The organism is Enterobacter cloacae complex sp. IR5418 (genome assembly GCF_049238105.1).
GTDB lineage: Bacteria > Pseudomonadota > Gammaproteobacteria > Enterobacterales > Enterobacteriaceae > Enterobacter > Enterobacter hormaechei.
The window spans coordinates 143,487-158,431 of the sequence record NZ_JBMKHS010000001.1; the positions used below are offsets into that span (position 1 = coordinate 143,487).

The following is a 14,945-nucleotide window of genomic DNA, read 5'->3' on the forward strand; positions in this document are numbered from 1 at the left end:
GGGAGTTGCAAGTGAGGGCGAGCGCCCTCACCTGCATGCGCATCAACCTTCGTTGTGCATCTCTAAACTTTCGAGATCGTTTTGCAGCTGGACGGCTTTCGCATCGTCGTTACGCAGCGAATCAAGGTAGTCGAGATACTGCTGGTCAACGTCTTTCGTCACGTAGATCCCATTGAACACCGAGCATTCGAACTGCTGAATATCCGGGTTCTCGGCGCGCACCGCGTCGATCAGATCGTTCAGATCCTGGAAAATCAGGCCGTCGGCCCCGATGATCTGGCGAATCTCATCCACTTCACGACCATGCGCAATCAGCTCGTTAGCGGTTGGCATATCAATGCCGTACACGTTCGGGAAGCGAATTTCTGGGGCTGCGGAGGCAAGATACACTTTCTTCGCCCCGGCCTCGCGCGCCATCTCGATGATCTGCTCAGACGTCGTGCCGCGCACGATGGAGTCATCCACCAGCAGCACGTTCTTGTCGCGGAACTCGGCACGGTTAGCGTTCAGCTTACGACGTACGGATTTACGACGCAGTTGCTGGCCCGGCATGATAAAGGTGCGGCCCACGTAGCGGTTCTTCACGAAGCCCTGACGGTACGGCTTGTCCAGAATGCGGGCAATCTCCAGCGCGATATCACAGGAGGTTTCAGGGATTGGGATCACCACGTCGATGTCGAGATCGTCCCACTCACGGGCTATCTTCTCGCCCAGCCTGGTGCCCATATTCACGCGCGCACTGTAAACGGAAATCTTGTCGATGAACGAATCCGGACGCGCGAAGTAAACGTATTCGAACAGGCACGGGTTGCTCACCGGGTTGTCGGCGCACTGACGGGTAAACAGCTGGCCCTTCTCAGTGATGTAGACCGCTTCGCCTGGCGCGACATCACGCAGGAATTCGAAGCCCAGGGTATCCAGCGCCACGCTTTCGGAGGCAACCATATACTCGGAGCGTCCATCGCCGAGGTCACGTTTGCCGAGCACCAGCGGGCGGATGCCGTTTGGATCGCGGAAGGCTACCATACCGTGACCGATGATCATCGCTACGCAAGCGTACGCGCCACGGATCAGGCGGTTAGTCGCGGCAACGGCGGCAAAAATGTTGTCTGCTTCCAGCGGATAATGGCGGAAGTTGTCCAGCTCACTGGCAAAGATATTGAGCAGGATTTCAGAATCAGAGGTGGTGTTAATGTGGCGACGTTTCTCTTCAAACAGCTTTTTACGTAGCTCGTGGGCGTTGGTCAGGTTGCCATTGTGGGCAAGCGTGATGCCATACGGGGAGTTAACGTAAAAAGGCTGAGCCTCAGAGGCGCTGGAACTGCCAGCAGTAGGATAACGAACGTGACCGATCCCCATATTACCTTGCAGACGCTGCATATGGCGGGCTTCAAACACATCGTTTACCAGGCCATTCGCCTTACGTAAACGGAAGCAGTTGTTTGCATCAATGGTGATGATACCCGCAGCATCCTGCCCACGGTGCTGAAGCACCGTTAACGCGTCATAAATCGACTGGTTTACCGGCATGAAACCGGCGATACCGACAATACCGCACATTCGTCTTTTCCTCGTTAAGCCACATCTCAGGGTTTATGCCCTGGGCAAGAAACTCGACGTGCTTTGCAGATAGTCAAAGAACCATCTGATGATGAAGCTGAACTCCGGAATGAGCTGCGATTTTTGCCAGTCTTCACTTTTGGAAAACCCGGTAAAGGTATCCAGGAAGAACAGGATCGCGGCCACAATCAGCACGCCTCGCAACGCCCCGAAACAGATGCCGAGCACCCTGTCCGTTCCTGACAGACCGGTTTTCTCGACCAGCTGACCTATCACGTAATTGACGATAGCGCCGACAATCAGCGTCGCGATAAACAGCACCGCGATGGCGATTCCGTTTCGGACCAGTTCATCTTCAAAGCCCGTGAACCAGACAGACAGGTAAGTGTAGTAATGACTGGCAACAAAGAAAGCACAACCCCAGGTTACCAGCGATAACGCTTCACGAACAAAGCCACGGATCAGGCTAACCAGACAGGAAAAACCAATCACCGCAATGATGGCGTAATCAATCCAGACCATATGTGTCCCACGATTTAACGCCCTGTCATCCAGTTCGGGGCGAATTCTAACAGAAAAAGAAAACGTTTGCGTAGGGATTTCCTTCCCACGCATAAATAAAAAAGGCGCTGAAAAAATGCTCAACGCCGTTGGCTTATTACGTCTCTTTGGACGCCTGCCATTCCCCCTCACCCCAGCCCTCTCCCTCAAGGGAGAGGGAGCAAACCATTCCCTCGCCCCTCTGGGGAGAGGGTTAGGGTGAGGGGGGTAGATCTTATCAGTTCGCGCTGTAGTTCATCACCACACCGCTCAACCCGGAGATCTGCTTCAGCTCGCCCAGCGAACCTTTGAGCTTATCCTTCGACGCATCCGGCCCTACAAGGATACGGGTGATTTTACCCTGCACCGGCGTGGTGGGTGAAGTATAAACACGGTATCCCGCACCGCGCAGTTTACTCACGATCTCATTGACCTTATCAGCGTTTTTCAACGCACCGAGCTGAACAACGTAGGCTTTACCGGTCGGTGCCGCGTCTTGTTTTGCTGGCGGTGGCGTGTCTGAGGCGGCTGCCAGTTGCTCGGCCGCTTTATCCCGCTGCGGTTTCGGCTGCGGCTTCTCCACCGGTTTTGGCTTCTCAACAGGCTTAGGCTGTTCTACCGGCACCGGATCAATCTCGATGTTATTGTTCGTCGCCAGACGCGAAGGATCGAGCGACGGCGCGGCTGCATCACCTGCGCGCACCTCTTCCGCTGCGCCTTCCGGCGGCTGGGCAGGCAGCGCCTGCGTTGCCGCTGGCAGCATGTCGGGCTCCTCGCGATCGCCCGGCTTAGGTACCAGCGGTATGGCCGCAAATTCATCCTGGTAATGCTTTTTCTGCCCGTCGAGCAGACCCGGGAGAATAATCACCCCGAGCGCGACCAGCACAATGGTTCCTGTTAAACGGTTCTGAAACTTACTCGCCACCGGTTCTCCCCGCGTCCATCACTTCCATGACATGTGCCACCGTGTGGAATGATCCACACACCAGCACGGTATCTTCTGGTTTAGCCTCCGCCATCGCAGCACGCCAGGCCGAAACCACACTGCTGTAGATTTCGCCTTTGCCGAGATGTTCCATCAACTGCTCAGCAGTCGCGCCGCGCGGCCCTTCCAGAGGAGCACAATACCAGCTATCGACCACACTCTCCATGCAGGCCAGCGTACCGCCAATATCTTTATCATGAAGCATACCGATAACCGCCAGCACGCGCCCGGTTTTTGGTAACGATTTGAGACGTCCTGCGAGGTACGCCGCCGCGTGCGGGTTATGCGCCACGTCCAGAATCAGACGCGGCGACTCGCTCACAATCTGAAAACGCCCCGGCAGCAGTGCGTTCTGAATGCCGTCACGGATCGCCTGCTCGCTTACCGCTAATCCGCTGGCGCGCAGTGCCGCCAGCGCGGTCGCCGCGTTAGGCTGTGGCACCTGCGGCAGCGGCAGGTTGTCCAGCACGCCGTGGGCGTCGCTAAAGCGCCAGCCGTTGTCCTGCACCTCATACTGCCAGTCTTCGCCGCGACGCAGCAGATGTGCGCCCTTCTCGTTTGCGACATCAGCAATGGTGTGCGGCATGTCCGGCTCACCGACCACGGCGGGCTTGTTGGCGCGGAAAATACCGGCCTTCTCGCGACCAATGCTTTCGCGGTCCGGACCCAGCCAGTCGGTGTGATCCAGCGCGATGCTGGTGACGACGGCGACATCCGCATCCACCATATTGGTGGCATCCAGACGCCCGCCCAGCCCCACTTCCAGGATCACCACGTCCAGTTGTGCCTGTTTAAACAGCCACAGCGCCGACAGGGTGCCGTATTCAAAATAGGTTAATGAGGTTTCCCCGCGCGCAGCTTCAATAGCAGCGAACGACGCCGTATGGGCCGATTCCGCCAGCTCGGTGTTCTGCACCCTCACGCGCTCGGTATAGCGCACCAGATGCGGCGAGCTGTATACGCCAACCTTGTATCCCGCCGCCATCAGGACAGATTCCAGCGTGCGGCAGGTGGTGCCTTTACCGTTAGTGCCGGCGACGGTAAACACGAAAGGCGCGGGTTTCAGCACGTCAAGACGCGCGGCAACCTGGCTTACGCGCTCAAGGCCCATGTCGATAGTTTTACTGTGCAGATTTTCCAGATAAGAAAGCCACGCGGCCAGGGGCGACGTGGCTTGAGGAATGCTTTTATTTTCCATGATGCCCGGTTGTCATTAACGGTTAGAAAGCAAAAGGGCAGCGCCATTCGGCCCTGCCCTTTTCAGTTATCAGGCCTCGGGTTCCTGATCCGGTACCACCACGCCTTCGCGCGGCTCGTCCGGGTTCGGCGCTGGCAGATTCATCAGCTTCGCCAGAATGCTGGCCAGTTTGAGGCGCATTTCCGGACGGCGGACGATCATATCGATGGCGCCTTTCTCGATGAGGAACTCACTGCGCTGGAAGCCCGGCGGCAGTTTTTCACGCACGGTCTGCTCGATAACGCGAGGACCGGCAAAGCCGATCAGCGCTTTTGGCTCGGCGATGTTCAGGTCGCCCAGCATCGCGAAGCTTGCGGAGACGCCACCCATAGTTGGGTCGGTCAGTACCGAAATGTACGGCAGACCGCGCTCCTGCATTTTCGCCAGCGCCGCAGAGGTTTTCGCCATCTGCATCAGGGACATCAGCGCTTCCTGCATACGTGCCCCACCGGAGGCGGAGAAGCAGATCAGCGGGCAGTTGTCTTCCAGCGCCTGCTCAACGGCACGCACGAAACGCGCACCCACCACAGAGCCCATTGAGCCGCCCATGAAGGAGAACTCAAACGCGGCGGCAACCACTGGCATCTCATGCAGGGTGCCTTTCATGACGATCAGCGCGTCTTTCTCGCCGGTCTCTTTCTGTGCAGAGGCCAGACGATCTTTGTATTTTTTGGAGTCGCGGAACTTGAGCACATCTTTTGGCTCCAGTTCGCTGCCCAGTTCTACCAGAGAACCTTCGTCCAGCAGGCTATGCAGGCGGTTGCGCGCCGACATACGCATGTGGTGGTCACACTTCGGACACACCTCAAGATTGCGTTCCAGCTCTGCGCGATACAGAACCTGGCCGCAGCTATCACACTTCGTCCATACCCCTTCAGGAATGCTCGCTTTACGCGTCGGGGTAATGTTGCTTTTAATTCGTTCAATCCAGCTCATTGATAACCTTTCTGCCTGAACCTGGTCGTATGCCAGTTTTGCTGTAAGAGGCGAATAATGCCATTTTTGCCTCCAACAGACCATGAATGTTGCACATTAAAACATAACAGCCCGAAACTTTGGATAAAAAAGTGGTCGAACCGCCAGCGTGCATTTACTTCGCTTGTTTTGCCGCCGCGCGTTTGTGACGAATGATTTCGATCACCCCCGGCAGAACGGACAGCACAATAATCGCTACAATCAGTAACTTAAGATTTTCCTGAACCACAGGCAGATCGCCAAACAGGTAGCCCGCATAGGTAAAGAGCAGCACCCACAGCAGTGCGCCCACCACGTTATACATTGCAAAATGACGATAGGACATGTGGCCCATTCCCGCCACAAACGGTGCAAATGTACGCACAATAGGCACAAAGCGGGCAAGGATAATGGTCTTGCCGCCATGGCGCTCATAGAACGCATGGGTTTTATCTAAATAACTGCGACGGAAAATCTTCGAGTCCGGATTACTGAACAACCGCTCGCCAAATACCCGCCCGATGGTGTAGTTGACCGCATCACCAATAATTGCGGCAATGATCATCAGGACGACCATCAGGTGGACATTCAGATCATTCGTTGGCAGCGCGGATAACGCACCCGCCACAAACAGCAGCGAATCGCCCGGCAGGAACGGGGTCACCACCAGACCGGTTTCACAGAACAGGATCAGGAACAGAATGGCATACACCCAGACGCCGTACTGCGCGACCAGCTCCGCCAGGTGAACATCAATATGCAGGATGAAATCAATCAGAAAACGTATTACGTCCATATTGTCTAAGCCCTAATTGCACCTTTGTTTAGTCCGCTAAAAACAGCGGGCCCATTGGCGGTTTTGGCAGGTCGAACCGGTCCGGATAATCCACCGAAACCAGATACAGCCCTTCCGCTTTCGCCGTTGCTGCCGCAAGCGTTCTGTCCTTCGCTGCCAGCAGTTCTGCAATCCAGCTCTCCGGCTGGTGTCCGGCGCCCACTTCCATCAGGCTGCCCACAATATTCCGCACCATATGATGTACAAAGGCATTGGCTTTGATATCCACCACCACATACGCGCCATAACGACTGACGTTAATGTGCATGACGTTACGCCACGGCGTACGGGACTGACACTGCACCGCACGAAACGACGTAAAATCATTCTCTCCAATCAGGCACTGCGCCGCACGCTGCATACGTTCTGCATCGAGCGGTTCATAAAAATGCGTCACGCCCTGGCTTAACACCGCCGGACGCAGGCGCTGGTTGTAGATGACATAACGGTAGCGCCGCGCCGTCGCGCTGAATCGCGCGTGAAAATCATCCGGCACAGCTTTCACCCAACGCACGGCAATGTCACCAGGCAAATTCGCATTTACACCCAGCGTCCAGGCCGCGTCTTTGCGAACGGCGGTGGTGTCAAAATGCACCACCTGCCCCGTGCCGTGAACGCCGGCATCGGTGCGGCCCGCACAGAAAACGCTTATCGGTTCATTCGCCACCTGAGAGAGCGCTTTCTCCAGCTTCTCCTGGACGCTGCGCACCTCATTCTGACGCTGCCAGCCATAGTATTTACTGCCATCGTACTCAATGCCGAGGGCAATTCTGTGGACCGGCTTCTGTTCCACATCAGACATCAGTACAGATACTCCTGCACCAGTTTTTCCGCGATTTTGACCGCCATCAGCGCGCCGCCAAAACGCACGTTGTCGGCAACGGACCAGAACTGCACCTGCTCCGGCATTCCGTAATCGTTACGCACACAGCCCACGGAGAGATGCGCGCTGCCGGTGGCGTCGCCCACCTGGGTCGGGAATTCGCTCTCTTCGGAAAGGACAATGTCCTCACCGCGGCCAAACGCGTCGCGGGCTTCTTCAGCCGCCAGCGGACGCAGGGCTTCAAAGCCGACCATCTGCGCGTGGCCGTAAAAGACCGGAGACTGCACGACACTCGCGGAGATCATCAGCCCGTCATCCTGCAAAATTTTGCGCGCTTCATCGACAATACGACGCTCTTCCCGCACCGAACCTTCACGATCCGGCAGCAGCGGCAGCATGTTAAACGCCAGCTGGCGGCCAAAGAAATCATCTTCGTCGATCGGGACGCCGTTCAGCAGCTTCGCGCTCTGCCCTGCCAGCGCATCAACAGCCTTTTTGCCGTTAGCGGAGGCAGACAGCAGGCTGGTCACGGAAATACGCGACAGACCACCGTCGTCGATCAGCGGCTTCAGCGCGGTCAGCAGCTGGCTGGTGAGGCTGTTCGGTACCGCGATGACGTTACGGTTGCGGTAGTCAGCCAGCACAAACGGGTTGACGTCCGGCACCACCAGCGGCACATCCGGCTCCAGGGAGAACAGGCCGCTCAGGTCGATCACCAGACAGCCTGAATTGGTCGCTTCTTCAATATAAGACGCCGTGGCTTCCGCTCCTGCGGCAAAAAACGCCAGCTGAGCCTGCGTCCAGTCAAACGCGGCGGCATCCTGCACCATCACGGATTTCCCGCCGAAACGCAGATGTTCTCCTGCGCTGTCGGTACGCGCCAGCGCGTAAATCTCACCCACCGGGAACTGACGCTCAGCAAGGGTTTCAAGCAGGGCTTCGCCCACGGCGCCAGTGGCGCCCAAAATGGCAATGTTCCAGCCTTCAGACATGGTGGTTTACTCCAGAAATAAAAAAGCGTCCCTGTCAGAGTATCCGACAGGGAGCATTAAGAAGACATTAATGCGCCGGGTGATGGACGGCGTTAAAACCCAGCGCTTTCAGCAGCGTCGCAGCCGCTGCGTCATCGCACATCACATACAGGGAAGACCACTCGCGGCGCTCAACGTAATGCTTGCGCAGCTTGTCAAACTCACCCGGGATCCCCGCCACTTTACGCAGCAGCGCATCGTCGCGGCGCACATCATACACCAAATGTACCAGCCTTTTCAGCGTTGCCTGATCGAGCGGGCCATGCAGGGTGATGCGGCCAAATTCAGGCGCGGGTAGCAGCGTATCCAGCGCCACCTGCTGCGGATGGCCGATAAAGGCGCTGTAAGCCTCAAACACCTGGGTTGTGCCGCGCGCTTTGCCTTCGAGAGTATACCCCGCGATATGCGCGGTACCCACGTCCACCTTATTCAGCAATGCGACGTTAAGATCCGGCTCTGGCTCCCAGACGTCCAGCACGACGCTCAGATCTTGTCCCGCGTCGAGACATTTCAGCAGCGCCGCGTTGTCCACCACCGGCCCCCGGCAGGCATTTATCAGAATAGTGCCAGCCTTCAGACGGCGGATCCGTTTTTCATCGGCCAGGTGCAGAGTCTTGTACGGCCCCTCTTTAAAGAGCGGCGTGTGGAAGGTGATGACATCGCACTCGTCGACCAGCTCATCCAGCGCGCGGAAGTCGCCTTCATCGCCGTTGTCCTTGCGCGGCGGATCGCACAGCAGGGTGCGAATACCCCAGGCTTCAAGACGCTTTTGCAGACGTCCGCCAACGTTGCCCACCCCCACAATTCCTACGGTGCGGTCTTTCAGCGCAAAACCATCACGCTCGGCCAGCATCAATAGTGAGGAAAAGACATATTCCACGACGGCAATGGCGTTACAGCCTGGCGCCGCGGAAAAACCAATCCCTGCCTGCTTAAGCCACTGGTCATCCACATGATCGGTCCCGGCCGTTGCCGTCCCGACAAATTTAACCCCTTTGCCGGAGAGCAGTGCCTCATTTACTTTGGTCACCGAGCGCACCATCAGGGCGTCTGCATCGTCCAGTTCGCTGACCGGGATCGGGCGACCAGGGACAGCCTTAACCTCACCCAGGCGGCTGAACAGCTCACGGGCGTAAGGCATATTTTCATCAACGAGGATTTTCACGTCTGAGTACCTGTTTGAGAGGAAGTAAACCTGCCAAGTGTGCCATAATCTCGCCGCCGGGCATATATCTCCGCCCGGTTACGCAGAGTTTGACTTTAAGGATTTTTGACGATGCAGCCCATTTCAGGTACGCCTCCGCGCCCTCCGGGTGAAGGCCCCGTAACGCCCAACACCCCAGGCGAACAACCGCTCTCCACGCAGCAACGCACCGTACTGGAGCGGCTGATCACGCGCCTTATTGCGTTGACCTCACAGCAAAACGCAGAGGTATGGGCTGGCGTTAAGCACGATTTGGGCGTCAGAAACGATGCGCCGCTACAGTCGCGCCATTTCCCTGCCGCTGAACAAAACCTGAACCAGCGTCTTGCCAGCGCACAGCAGCAACATACTACCCGTCAGATTATCTCGCAGCTGACCGAGCTGTTGGGCCAGGGGAATAATCGCCAGGCGGTGAGTGATTTTATCCGTCAACAGTACGGTCATACCGCCCTGAGCCAGCTTTCGCCGGAACAGCTGAAAACCGTGTTGACCCTGCTGCAAAGCAATCAGCTTTCTATCCCACAGCCGCAACAGCGCCCGTCGACAGAGCGTCCGTTGCAGCCTGCGGAGCATAATACGCTCAAGCAGATGGTCACTAAGCTGGCTGCCGCCACCGGCGAGCCAACAAAGCTCATCTGGCAATCCATGCTGGAACTTTCCGGCGTGAAAGCGGGCGAGATGATCCCGGCAAAACAGTTTACCCATCTGGTCACCTGGCTCCAGGCGCGTCAGACGCTCAGCACCCAGAGCGCCCCTACCCTGCACAGCGTACAGGCGGCGCTGAAACAGCCGCTGGAACCGCACGAGTTCGATATGATTCGGGATTACGCTCAGCAGAACTGGCAGGCTACGCCGCAAACGGTGCTGACCACCGCGCAGGTGCAGGATGTGCTCAATCAGATCTTCGTTCGCCGCGCCGAGCGGGAAGGCGGCGTGCCGGAAGTACGAAACATTCAGCCGATCTACAACCCGCTGTTTGCCCCCGTAGTCGATACGTTTAAAACGCTTTCTGCCCGTCCGGGATTGATGTTTATCGCGTTGGTGATTGCGCTGGCGATTTTCTGGCTGGTTGCTTAAAACTGCCGGGTGGCGGCTACGCCTTACCCGGCAACATACTACCGCTTGCGAAACGCCACCAGCGTCACCACAATCCCCACCACCGCTGACACCGCACCGGCGAGGAATACGGAAGGATAGCCAAACGACGTTGCAAGCAGCCCGGCCAGCGGCCCGGTGATGCCGTAAGAGATATCCTGAAACGCCGCGTAGCCGCCCAGCGCCGTGCCGCGCACCTGCGGAGCCACGCGCTTCACCACCTCCACGCCCAGCGCCGGGAAGATCAGCGAGCAGCCGCAGCCGGTTAACGCCGCGCCCAGCAGCGCAACGGGTGCGGACGGCGCCTGCCAGAGCAGTACCAGACCCACGGTTTCAATTACCAGCGACGCCACGGCCACCTTCACGCCGCCAAAGCGATCCGGCATCCAGCCAAACAGCACGCGCATTAACACAAACGCACCGCCAAAGGCCGTCAGCGTAAAGCCCGCCATCGCCCAGCCGCGGCTCATGAAATAGAGGGAGACGAAGGTACCAATAACCGCGAAGCCCACCCCCTGAAGCGCCAGCCCTAGCCCCGGCTGCCAGATTTGCCCCACCACGCTCCACAGCGAAGGACGTTCGCCTTTATGGGCAGGCACTTTACGCACCGAACCGTTAAACGCCCACGCCAGCAGCGGCAATACCATGGTGGTACCCGCCAGCGCCGCAAAACCAAACTGGCTGTGGATCAGCAGCCCCAGTGGAGCGCCTGCCGCCAGCGCGCCGTATATCGCCATCCCGTTCCAGGACATCACTTTACCGGAACGTGCAGGCCCCACCAGCCCCATTCCCCAGGTCAGGGTGCCGGTCAGCAGTTGGCTTTCGCCAAAGCCGAGGATCAGGCGCCCTGCTACCAGCAGCGCGAATTTATACGCTGCCTCAATCGGTAACAGTGCCGCCAGCAGCCAGGCGCCCCCCGCCAGCCCGCAGGCCAACATGCCCTGCAACGCCGAGCGTTTTGCACCGTGCTGATCCGCCAGGCGACCGGCGTAGCCCCGGGTTAATACCGTCGCTAAAAACTGAATGCCCACCGCAATACCGACCATGGTGTTGCCATAGCCCAGCTCGTGGTGAACAAACAAGGGGATCACCGGCAGCGGCAGGCCAACGGTCATATAGGTCAGAAACACCGCAAAGGCGATGCGGAAAAGGGAAAGGTTCCCGGAAGGAGCGCTCTTCTCAGGGGTAGCAGCCTTCATGCATAACTCCGTGTTCAGGCATAAAAAAAGGGAGCCGCGCGGCTCCCTTCTACTATACCTTCAAACGCTTACGCTTTCAGCTTACGCATCACCAGCGTGGCGTTGGTGCCGCCGAAACCGAAGCTGTTAGACATAACGGTCGTCAGCTCACGTTCGGTGGTTTCGGTCACGATGTTCAGGCCAGCCGCCTGCTCGTCCATCTCGTCGATGTTGATGCTTGGGGCGATAAAGCCGTTTTCCAGCATCAGCAGAGAGTAGATCGCTTCCTGCACGCCCGCCGCACCCAGAGAGTGACCGGTCATGGCTTTGGTGGCAGAGATAGCCGGGCTGTTGTCGCCGAACACTTCACGGATCGCGCCCAGCTCTTTCACGTCGCCTACCGGCGTAGACGTACCGTGGGAGTTCAGGTAGTCGATTGGGGTATCAACACCGTGCATCGCCATCTTCATGCAGCGCACCGCGCCTTCACCGGATGGAGCAACCATGTCAGCGCCGTCGGACGTTGCGCCGTAGCCCACGATCTCAGCGTAGATGTGCGCGCCACGCGCCAGCGCGTGTTCCAGCTCTTCAACCACAACCATACCGCCGCCGCCAGCGATAACAAAACCATCGCGGTGTGCGTCATAGGTACGGGACGCTTTGTCTGGCGTTTCGTTGTATTTGGTGGACAGTGCGCCCATCGCGTCGAACTCACAGGCCATTTCCCAGCCCAGCTCTTCGCCGCCGCCAGCAAATACGATGTCCTGTTTGCCCAGCTGGATCTGCTCAACCGCATTACCGATACAGTGTGCGGAGGTCGCACACGCGGAACTGATGGAGTAGTTCACACCGTGGATTTTGAACGGCGTTGCCAGGCACGCTGATACCGCAGAGCCCATGGCTTTGGTCACAACGTAAGGACCGACCGCTTTCAGGCCGCGCGGGCTACGCATAGCGTCAGCACCGAACACCTGCGCTTTAGAGGAACCGCCGGAACCTGCAATCAGGCCCACGCGTGGGTTGTTCTGGTAAACGTCTTCGCTCAGACCAGAATCCTTGATCGCTTCCTGCATGGAAAGATAGGCGTAGATAGAGGCATCGTTCATGAAACGAACCACTTTACGGTCAATTAAACCGGTGGTGTCCAGTTTAACGTTACCCCATACGTGGCTACGCATTCCAGAATCTTTAAACTCTTCAGAGAAAGTGATCCCGGAGCGTCCTTCACGCAGAGATGCCAGGACTTCCTGCTGGTTATTACCGATGCTGGAAACGATGCCCAGGCCAGTAATCACTGCACGTTTCATTCAATACCTCTGTAAGTCGCACTATAAAAAGTTTCGAGTCGCACAATAGCGTACACTTGTACGCCGAACAAGTCCGATCAGCCATTTTCTGTGGAAATTTGCACCGACAGGCTCACATCGTTAAGATCGTGCCACTGCCTGTCGGACGAGTAACTTACGTGAAACAAAACGCCATACAACCTGCCAACCTCGAATTCAACGCTGAGGGTACACCTGTTTCCCGAGATTTTGATGACGTCTACTTTTCTAATGATAACGGACTGGAAGAGACGCGCTATGTCTTCCTCGAAGGAAATCATCTCAGCACCCGCTTCCCTGTTCATCCGCGCAGCCTGTTTGTCGTAGCGGAGAGCGGTTTCGGCACCGGACTGAATTTTCTGACACTCTGGCAGGCGTTCGACCAGTTTCGCGCTGCACACCCCGAGGCTACCTTACAAAGATTACATTTCATCAGTTTCGAAAAATTTCCGCTTACCGCGCACGATCTGCGGCGTGCCCATCAGCGCTGGCCGGAGCTTGCCCACTGGGCGGAGCAGCTTCAGGCCCAGTGGCCGTCTCACATCGGTGGCTGTCATCGTCTGATTCTGGACGACGGACGCGTCACGCTCGACCTGTGGCTGGGCGACATTAACGACCTGACCGATAAGCTCGATGACACCATGAATCAGAAGGTGGATGCCTGGTTCCTGGACGGTTTTGCGCCCGCCAAAAACCCGGATATGTGGAGCCCGCATCTGTTCAGCGCCATGGCACGTCTGGCGCGCCCGGGCGCGACGCTTGCCACCTTCACCTCCGCGGGCTTTGTCCGCCGTGGGTTGCAGGAGGCGGGGTTTACCATGCGGAAAACCAAAGGCTTTGGCCGCAAACGCGACATGCTGGTCGGGGTGATGGAACAGGATCTGGCGATTCCGGCGCAGGCCCCCTGGTTTGCCCGTCGCCCCAGCACGTCGCGTGAGGTCGCCATAGTGGGCGGCGGTATTGCCAGCGCCCTGCTCTCGCTGGCGCTGCTGCACCGTGGCTGGCAGGTGACGCTCTACTGCGCTGACGAGGCCCCAGCGACGGGTGCATCAGGCAACCGCCAGGGCGCACTTTATCCCTTATTAAGTTCACACGATCCGGCCCTGTTCCAGTTCTTCCCGGCGGCGTTTACGTTTGCTCGTCGCCTTTACGATAGCCTGCCGGTTACGTTTGATCACGACTGGTGCGGCGTGACGCAGCTCGGCTGGGATGAGAAGAGCCAGCAGAAAATCACACAAATGCTGTCGCTGGGTCTGCCGGAGGCTATCGCCCATGCCGTGACGGCGCAGCAGGTTGCTGAGACCACTGGCGTCGACACCGGCTGTGGCGGTATTCAGTATCCACTTGGCGGCTGGCTGTGCCCCGCTGAACTGACCGCTGCGGTGATGGCCCTGGCCCAGTCCCAAGGGCTGGCGGTGCGCTATGGCCACAAGGTTGAATCGCTTAGCCGGTCAGAACGGTGGGAGCTTCATTTTGCTGATGGCAAAGCGGCGCTGCATGCCAGCGTTGTGCTGGCAAACGGGCACAACATCAGCCAGTTTATGCAGACAGAAACATTACCGGTCTATCCAGTCGGCGGCCAGGTGAGCCATATCCCTGCCGCGCCCCAACTGAGCAAACTGCGTCAGGTGCTGTGTTACGACGGCTACCTGACGCCGCAAAATCCGTCCAACGGCCATCACTGCATCGGTGCCAGCTACCATCGCGGTGAAACAGATATGCAGTACAGCGAAGCGGATCAGCAGCAAAACCGCCAGCGGCTGATTGATTGTTTCCCGCATGCGGCCTGGGCGAAAGAGGTGGATGTCAGTGAGGGTCAGGCGCGCTGCGGCGTACGCTGCGCGACCCGCGATCACCTGCCGATGGCGGGAAACGTACCGGACTATGACGCCACGCTTGAAGTCTATCAGGATCTTGCAGACAACAAAGAAACGGCGGTAAGTGCGCCGGTTTATCCGGAACTGTTTATGCTGGGTGGCTTAGGCTCGCGGGGATTGTGTTCCGCGCCGTTGCTGGCTGAAGTGCTGGCCGCGCAAATGAGCGATGAGCCAGTTCCACTGGACAGGGTTACGCTCGCGGGACTGAATCCGAACCGACTGTGGGTACGTAAATTGCTGAAGGGGAAAAGGGTTAAGTAGGGTGCGGTCGAATCCCCTCACCCTGACCCTCTCCCCAAAG

At 57.8% G+C, this 14,945-nt stretch carries 13 protein-coding genes; 2 read left to right on the plus strand and 11 right to left on the minus strand.

What is annotated here, in order from left to right:
* Positions 1-42 precede the first annotated feature (42 nt).
* The 9 genes from purF to pdxB form a co-directional block, all read right to left on the minus strand.
* A complete protein-coding gene (gene purF, locus ACOTX7_RS00645; protein WP_205922590.1) occupies positions 43-1,560 on the minus strand; it encodes an amidophosphoribosyltransferase in 1,518 nt (505 codons plus the stop codon).
* A 33-nt stretch (positions 1,561-1,593) separates the two neighbouring features.
* A complete protein-coding gene (cvpA, locus tag ACOTX7_RS00650) occupies positions 1,594-2,082 on the minus strand; it encodes a colicin V production protein (protein WP_221257273.1) in 489 nt (162 codons plus the stop codon).
* A 256-nt stretch (positions 2,083-2,338) separates the two neighbouring features.
* Entirely contained in the window at positions 2,339-3,025 is a 687-nt protein-coding gene (gene dedD / locus ACOTX7_RS00655) for a cell division protein DedD (RefSeq protein WP_221812885.1), read from the minus strand.
* Positions 3,015-4,283: a bifunctional tetrahydrofolate synthase/dihydrofolate synthase gene (gene folC / locus ACOTX7_RS00660; protein ID WP_047353424.1), complete on the minus strand. Its 1,269-nt coding sequence runs from the start codon at positions 4,281-4,283 to the stop codon at positions 3,015-3,017. Before folC ends, dedD begins: the two co-directional genes overlap by 11 nt.
* A 69-nt stretch (positions 4,284-4,352) precedes the next feature.
* A complete protein-coding gene (gene accD / locus ACOTX7_RS00665) occupies positions 4,353-5,258 on the minus strand; it encodes an acetyl-CoA carboxylase, carboxyltransferase subunit beta (RefSeq protein ID WP_003861408.1) in 906 nt (301 codons plus the stop codon).
* A gap of 154 nt (positions 5,259-5,412) precedes the next feature.
* The gene (locus tag ACOTX7_RS00670; RefSeq protein ID WP_006811410.1) at positions 5,413-6,072 is read right to left on the minus strand and encodes a DedA family protein; all 660 of its coding nucleotides are present in this window, start codon (positions 6,070-6,072) and stop codon (positions 5,413-5,415) included.
* Positions 6,073-6,100: 28 nt separating this feature from the next.
* Entirely contained in the window at positions 6,101-6,913 is an 813-nt protein-coding gene (truA, locus tag ACOTX7_RS00675; RefSeq protein WP_001286071.1) for a tRNA pseudouridine(38-40) synthase TruA, read from the minus strand.
* Entirely contained in the window at positions 6,913-7,926 is a 1,014-nt protein-coding gene (locus tag ACOTX7_RS00680) for an aspartate-semialdehyde dehydrogenase (protein WP_006811411.1), read from the minus strand. The genes truA and ACOTX7_RS00680 overlap by 1 nt, the downstream gene beginning before the upstream one ends.
* Before the next feature lie 67 nt (positions 7,927-7,993).
* A complete protein-coding gene (pdxB, locus tag ACOTX7_RS00685; protein ID WP_006811412.1) occupies positions 7,994-9,130 on the minus strand; it encodes a 4-phosphoerythronate dehydrogenase PdxB in 1,137 nt (378 codons plus the stop codon).
* Between the two features lie 111 nt (positions 9,131-9,241).
* Between pdxB and flk the strand changes: the two genes are divergently transcribed.
* Positions 9,242-10,246, plus strand: a complete 1,005-nt coding sequence (gene flk, locus ACOTX7_RS00690; RefSeq protein WP_006811413.1) for a flagella biosynthesis regulator Flk — start codon at positions 9,242-9,244, stop codon at positions 10,244-10,246.
* 38 nt (positions 10,247-10,284) lie between these two features.
* Here the strand turns inward: flk and ACOTX7_RS00695 are convergent, their stop codons facing one another.
* Together ACOTX7_RS00695 and fabB are read right to left on the minus strand one after the other, a co-directional pair.
* Positions 10,285-11,463 carry an MFS transporter gene (locus tag ACOTX7_RS00695; RefSeq protein ID WP_221812882.1) on the minus strand — a complete coding sequence of 393 codons (1,179 nt, stop codon included), beginning with the start codon at positions 11,461-11,463 and terminating at the stop codon, positions 10,285-10,287.
* Positions 11,464-11,531: 68 nt separating this feature from the next.
* Positions 11,532-12,749, minus strand: a complete 1,218-nt coding sequence (gene fabB / locus ACOTX7_RS00700) for a beta-ketoacyl-ACP synthase I (protein WP_006811415.1) — start codon at positions 12,747-12,749, stop codon at positions 11,532-11,534.
* A gap of 158 nt (positions 12,750-12,907) precedes the next feature.
* On the opposite strand from fabB, the gene mnmC reads away from it, so the two are divergent.
* The gene (gene mnmC, locus ACOTX7_RS00705; protein ID WP_221812880.1) at positions 12,908-14,905 is read left to right on the plus strand and encodes a bifunctional tRNA (5-methylaminomethyl-2-thiouridine)(34)-methyltransferase MnmD/FAD-dependent 5-carboxymethylaminomethyl-2-thiouridine(34) oxidoreductase MnmC; all 1,998 of its coding nucleotides are present in this window, start codon (positions 12,908-12,910) and stop codon (positions 14,903-14,905) included.
* Positions 14,906-14,945 lie beyond the last annotated feature (40 nt).

Bases quoted from the DNA above. Each gene is read 5' to 3' on its own strand.
- ACOTX7_RS00695 (WP_221812882.1), bottom strand. From the start codon at position 11,463: ATGAAGGCTGCTACCCCTGAGAAGAGCGCTCCTTCCGGGAACCTTTCC.
- purF (WP_205922590.1), bottom strand. From the start codon at position 1,560: ATGTGCGGTATTGTCGGTATCGCCGGTTTCATGCCGGTAAACCAGTCG.
- folC (WP_047353424.1), bottom strand. From the start codon at position 4,283: ATGGAAAATAAAAGCATTCCTCAAGCCACGTCGCCCCTGGCCGCGTGG.
- ACOTX7_RS00670 (WP_006811410.1), bottom strand. From the start codon at position 6,072: ATGGACGTAATACGTTTTCTGATTGATTTCATCCTGCATATTGATGTT.
- ACOTX7_RS00680 (WP_006811411.1), bottom strand. From the start codon at position 7,926: ATGTCTGAAGGCTGGAACATTGCCATTTTGGGCGCCACTGGCGCCGTG.
- flk (WP_006811413.1), top strand. From the start codon at position 9,242: ATGCAGCCCATTTCAGGTACGCCTCCGCGCCCTCCGGGTGAAGGCCCC.
- cvpA (WP_221257273.1), bottom strand. From the start codon at position 2,082: ATGGTCTGGATTGATTACGCCATCATTGCGGTGATTGGTTTTTCCTGT.
- truA (WP_001286071.1), bottom strand. From the start codon at position 6,913: ATGTCTGATGTGGAACAGAAGCCGGTCCACAGAATTGCCCTCGGCATT.
- accD (WP_003861408.1), bottom strand. From the start codon at position 5,258: ATGAGCTGGATTGAACGAATTAAAAGCAACATTACCCCGACGCGTAAA.
- fabB (WP_006811415.1), bottom strand. From the start codon at position 12,749: ATGAAACGTGCAGTGATTACTGGCCTGGGCATCGTTTCCAGCATCGGT.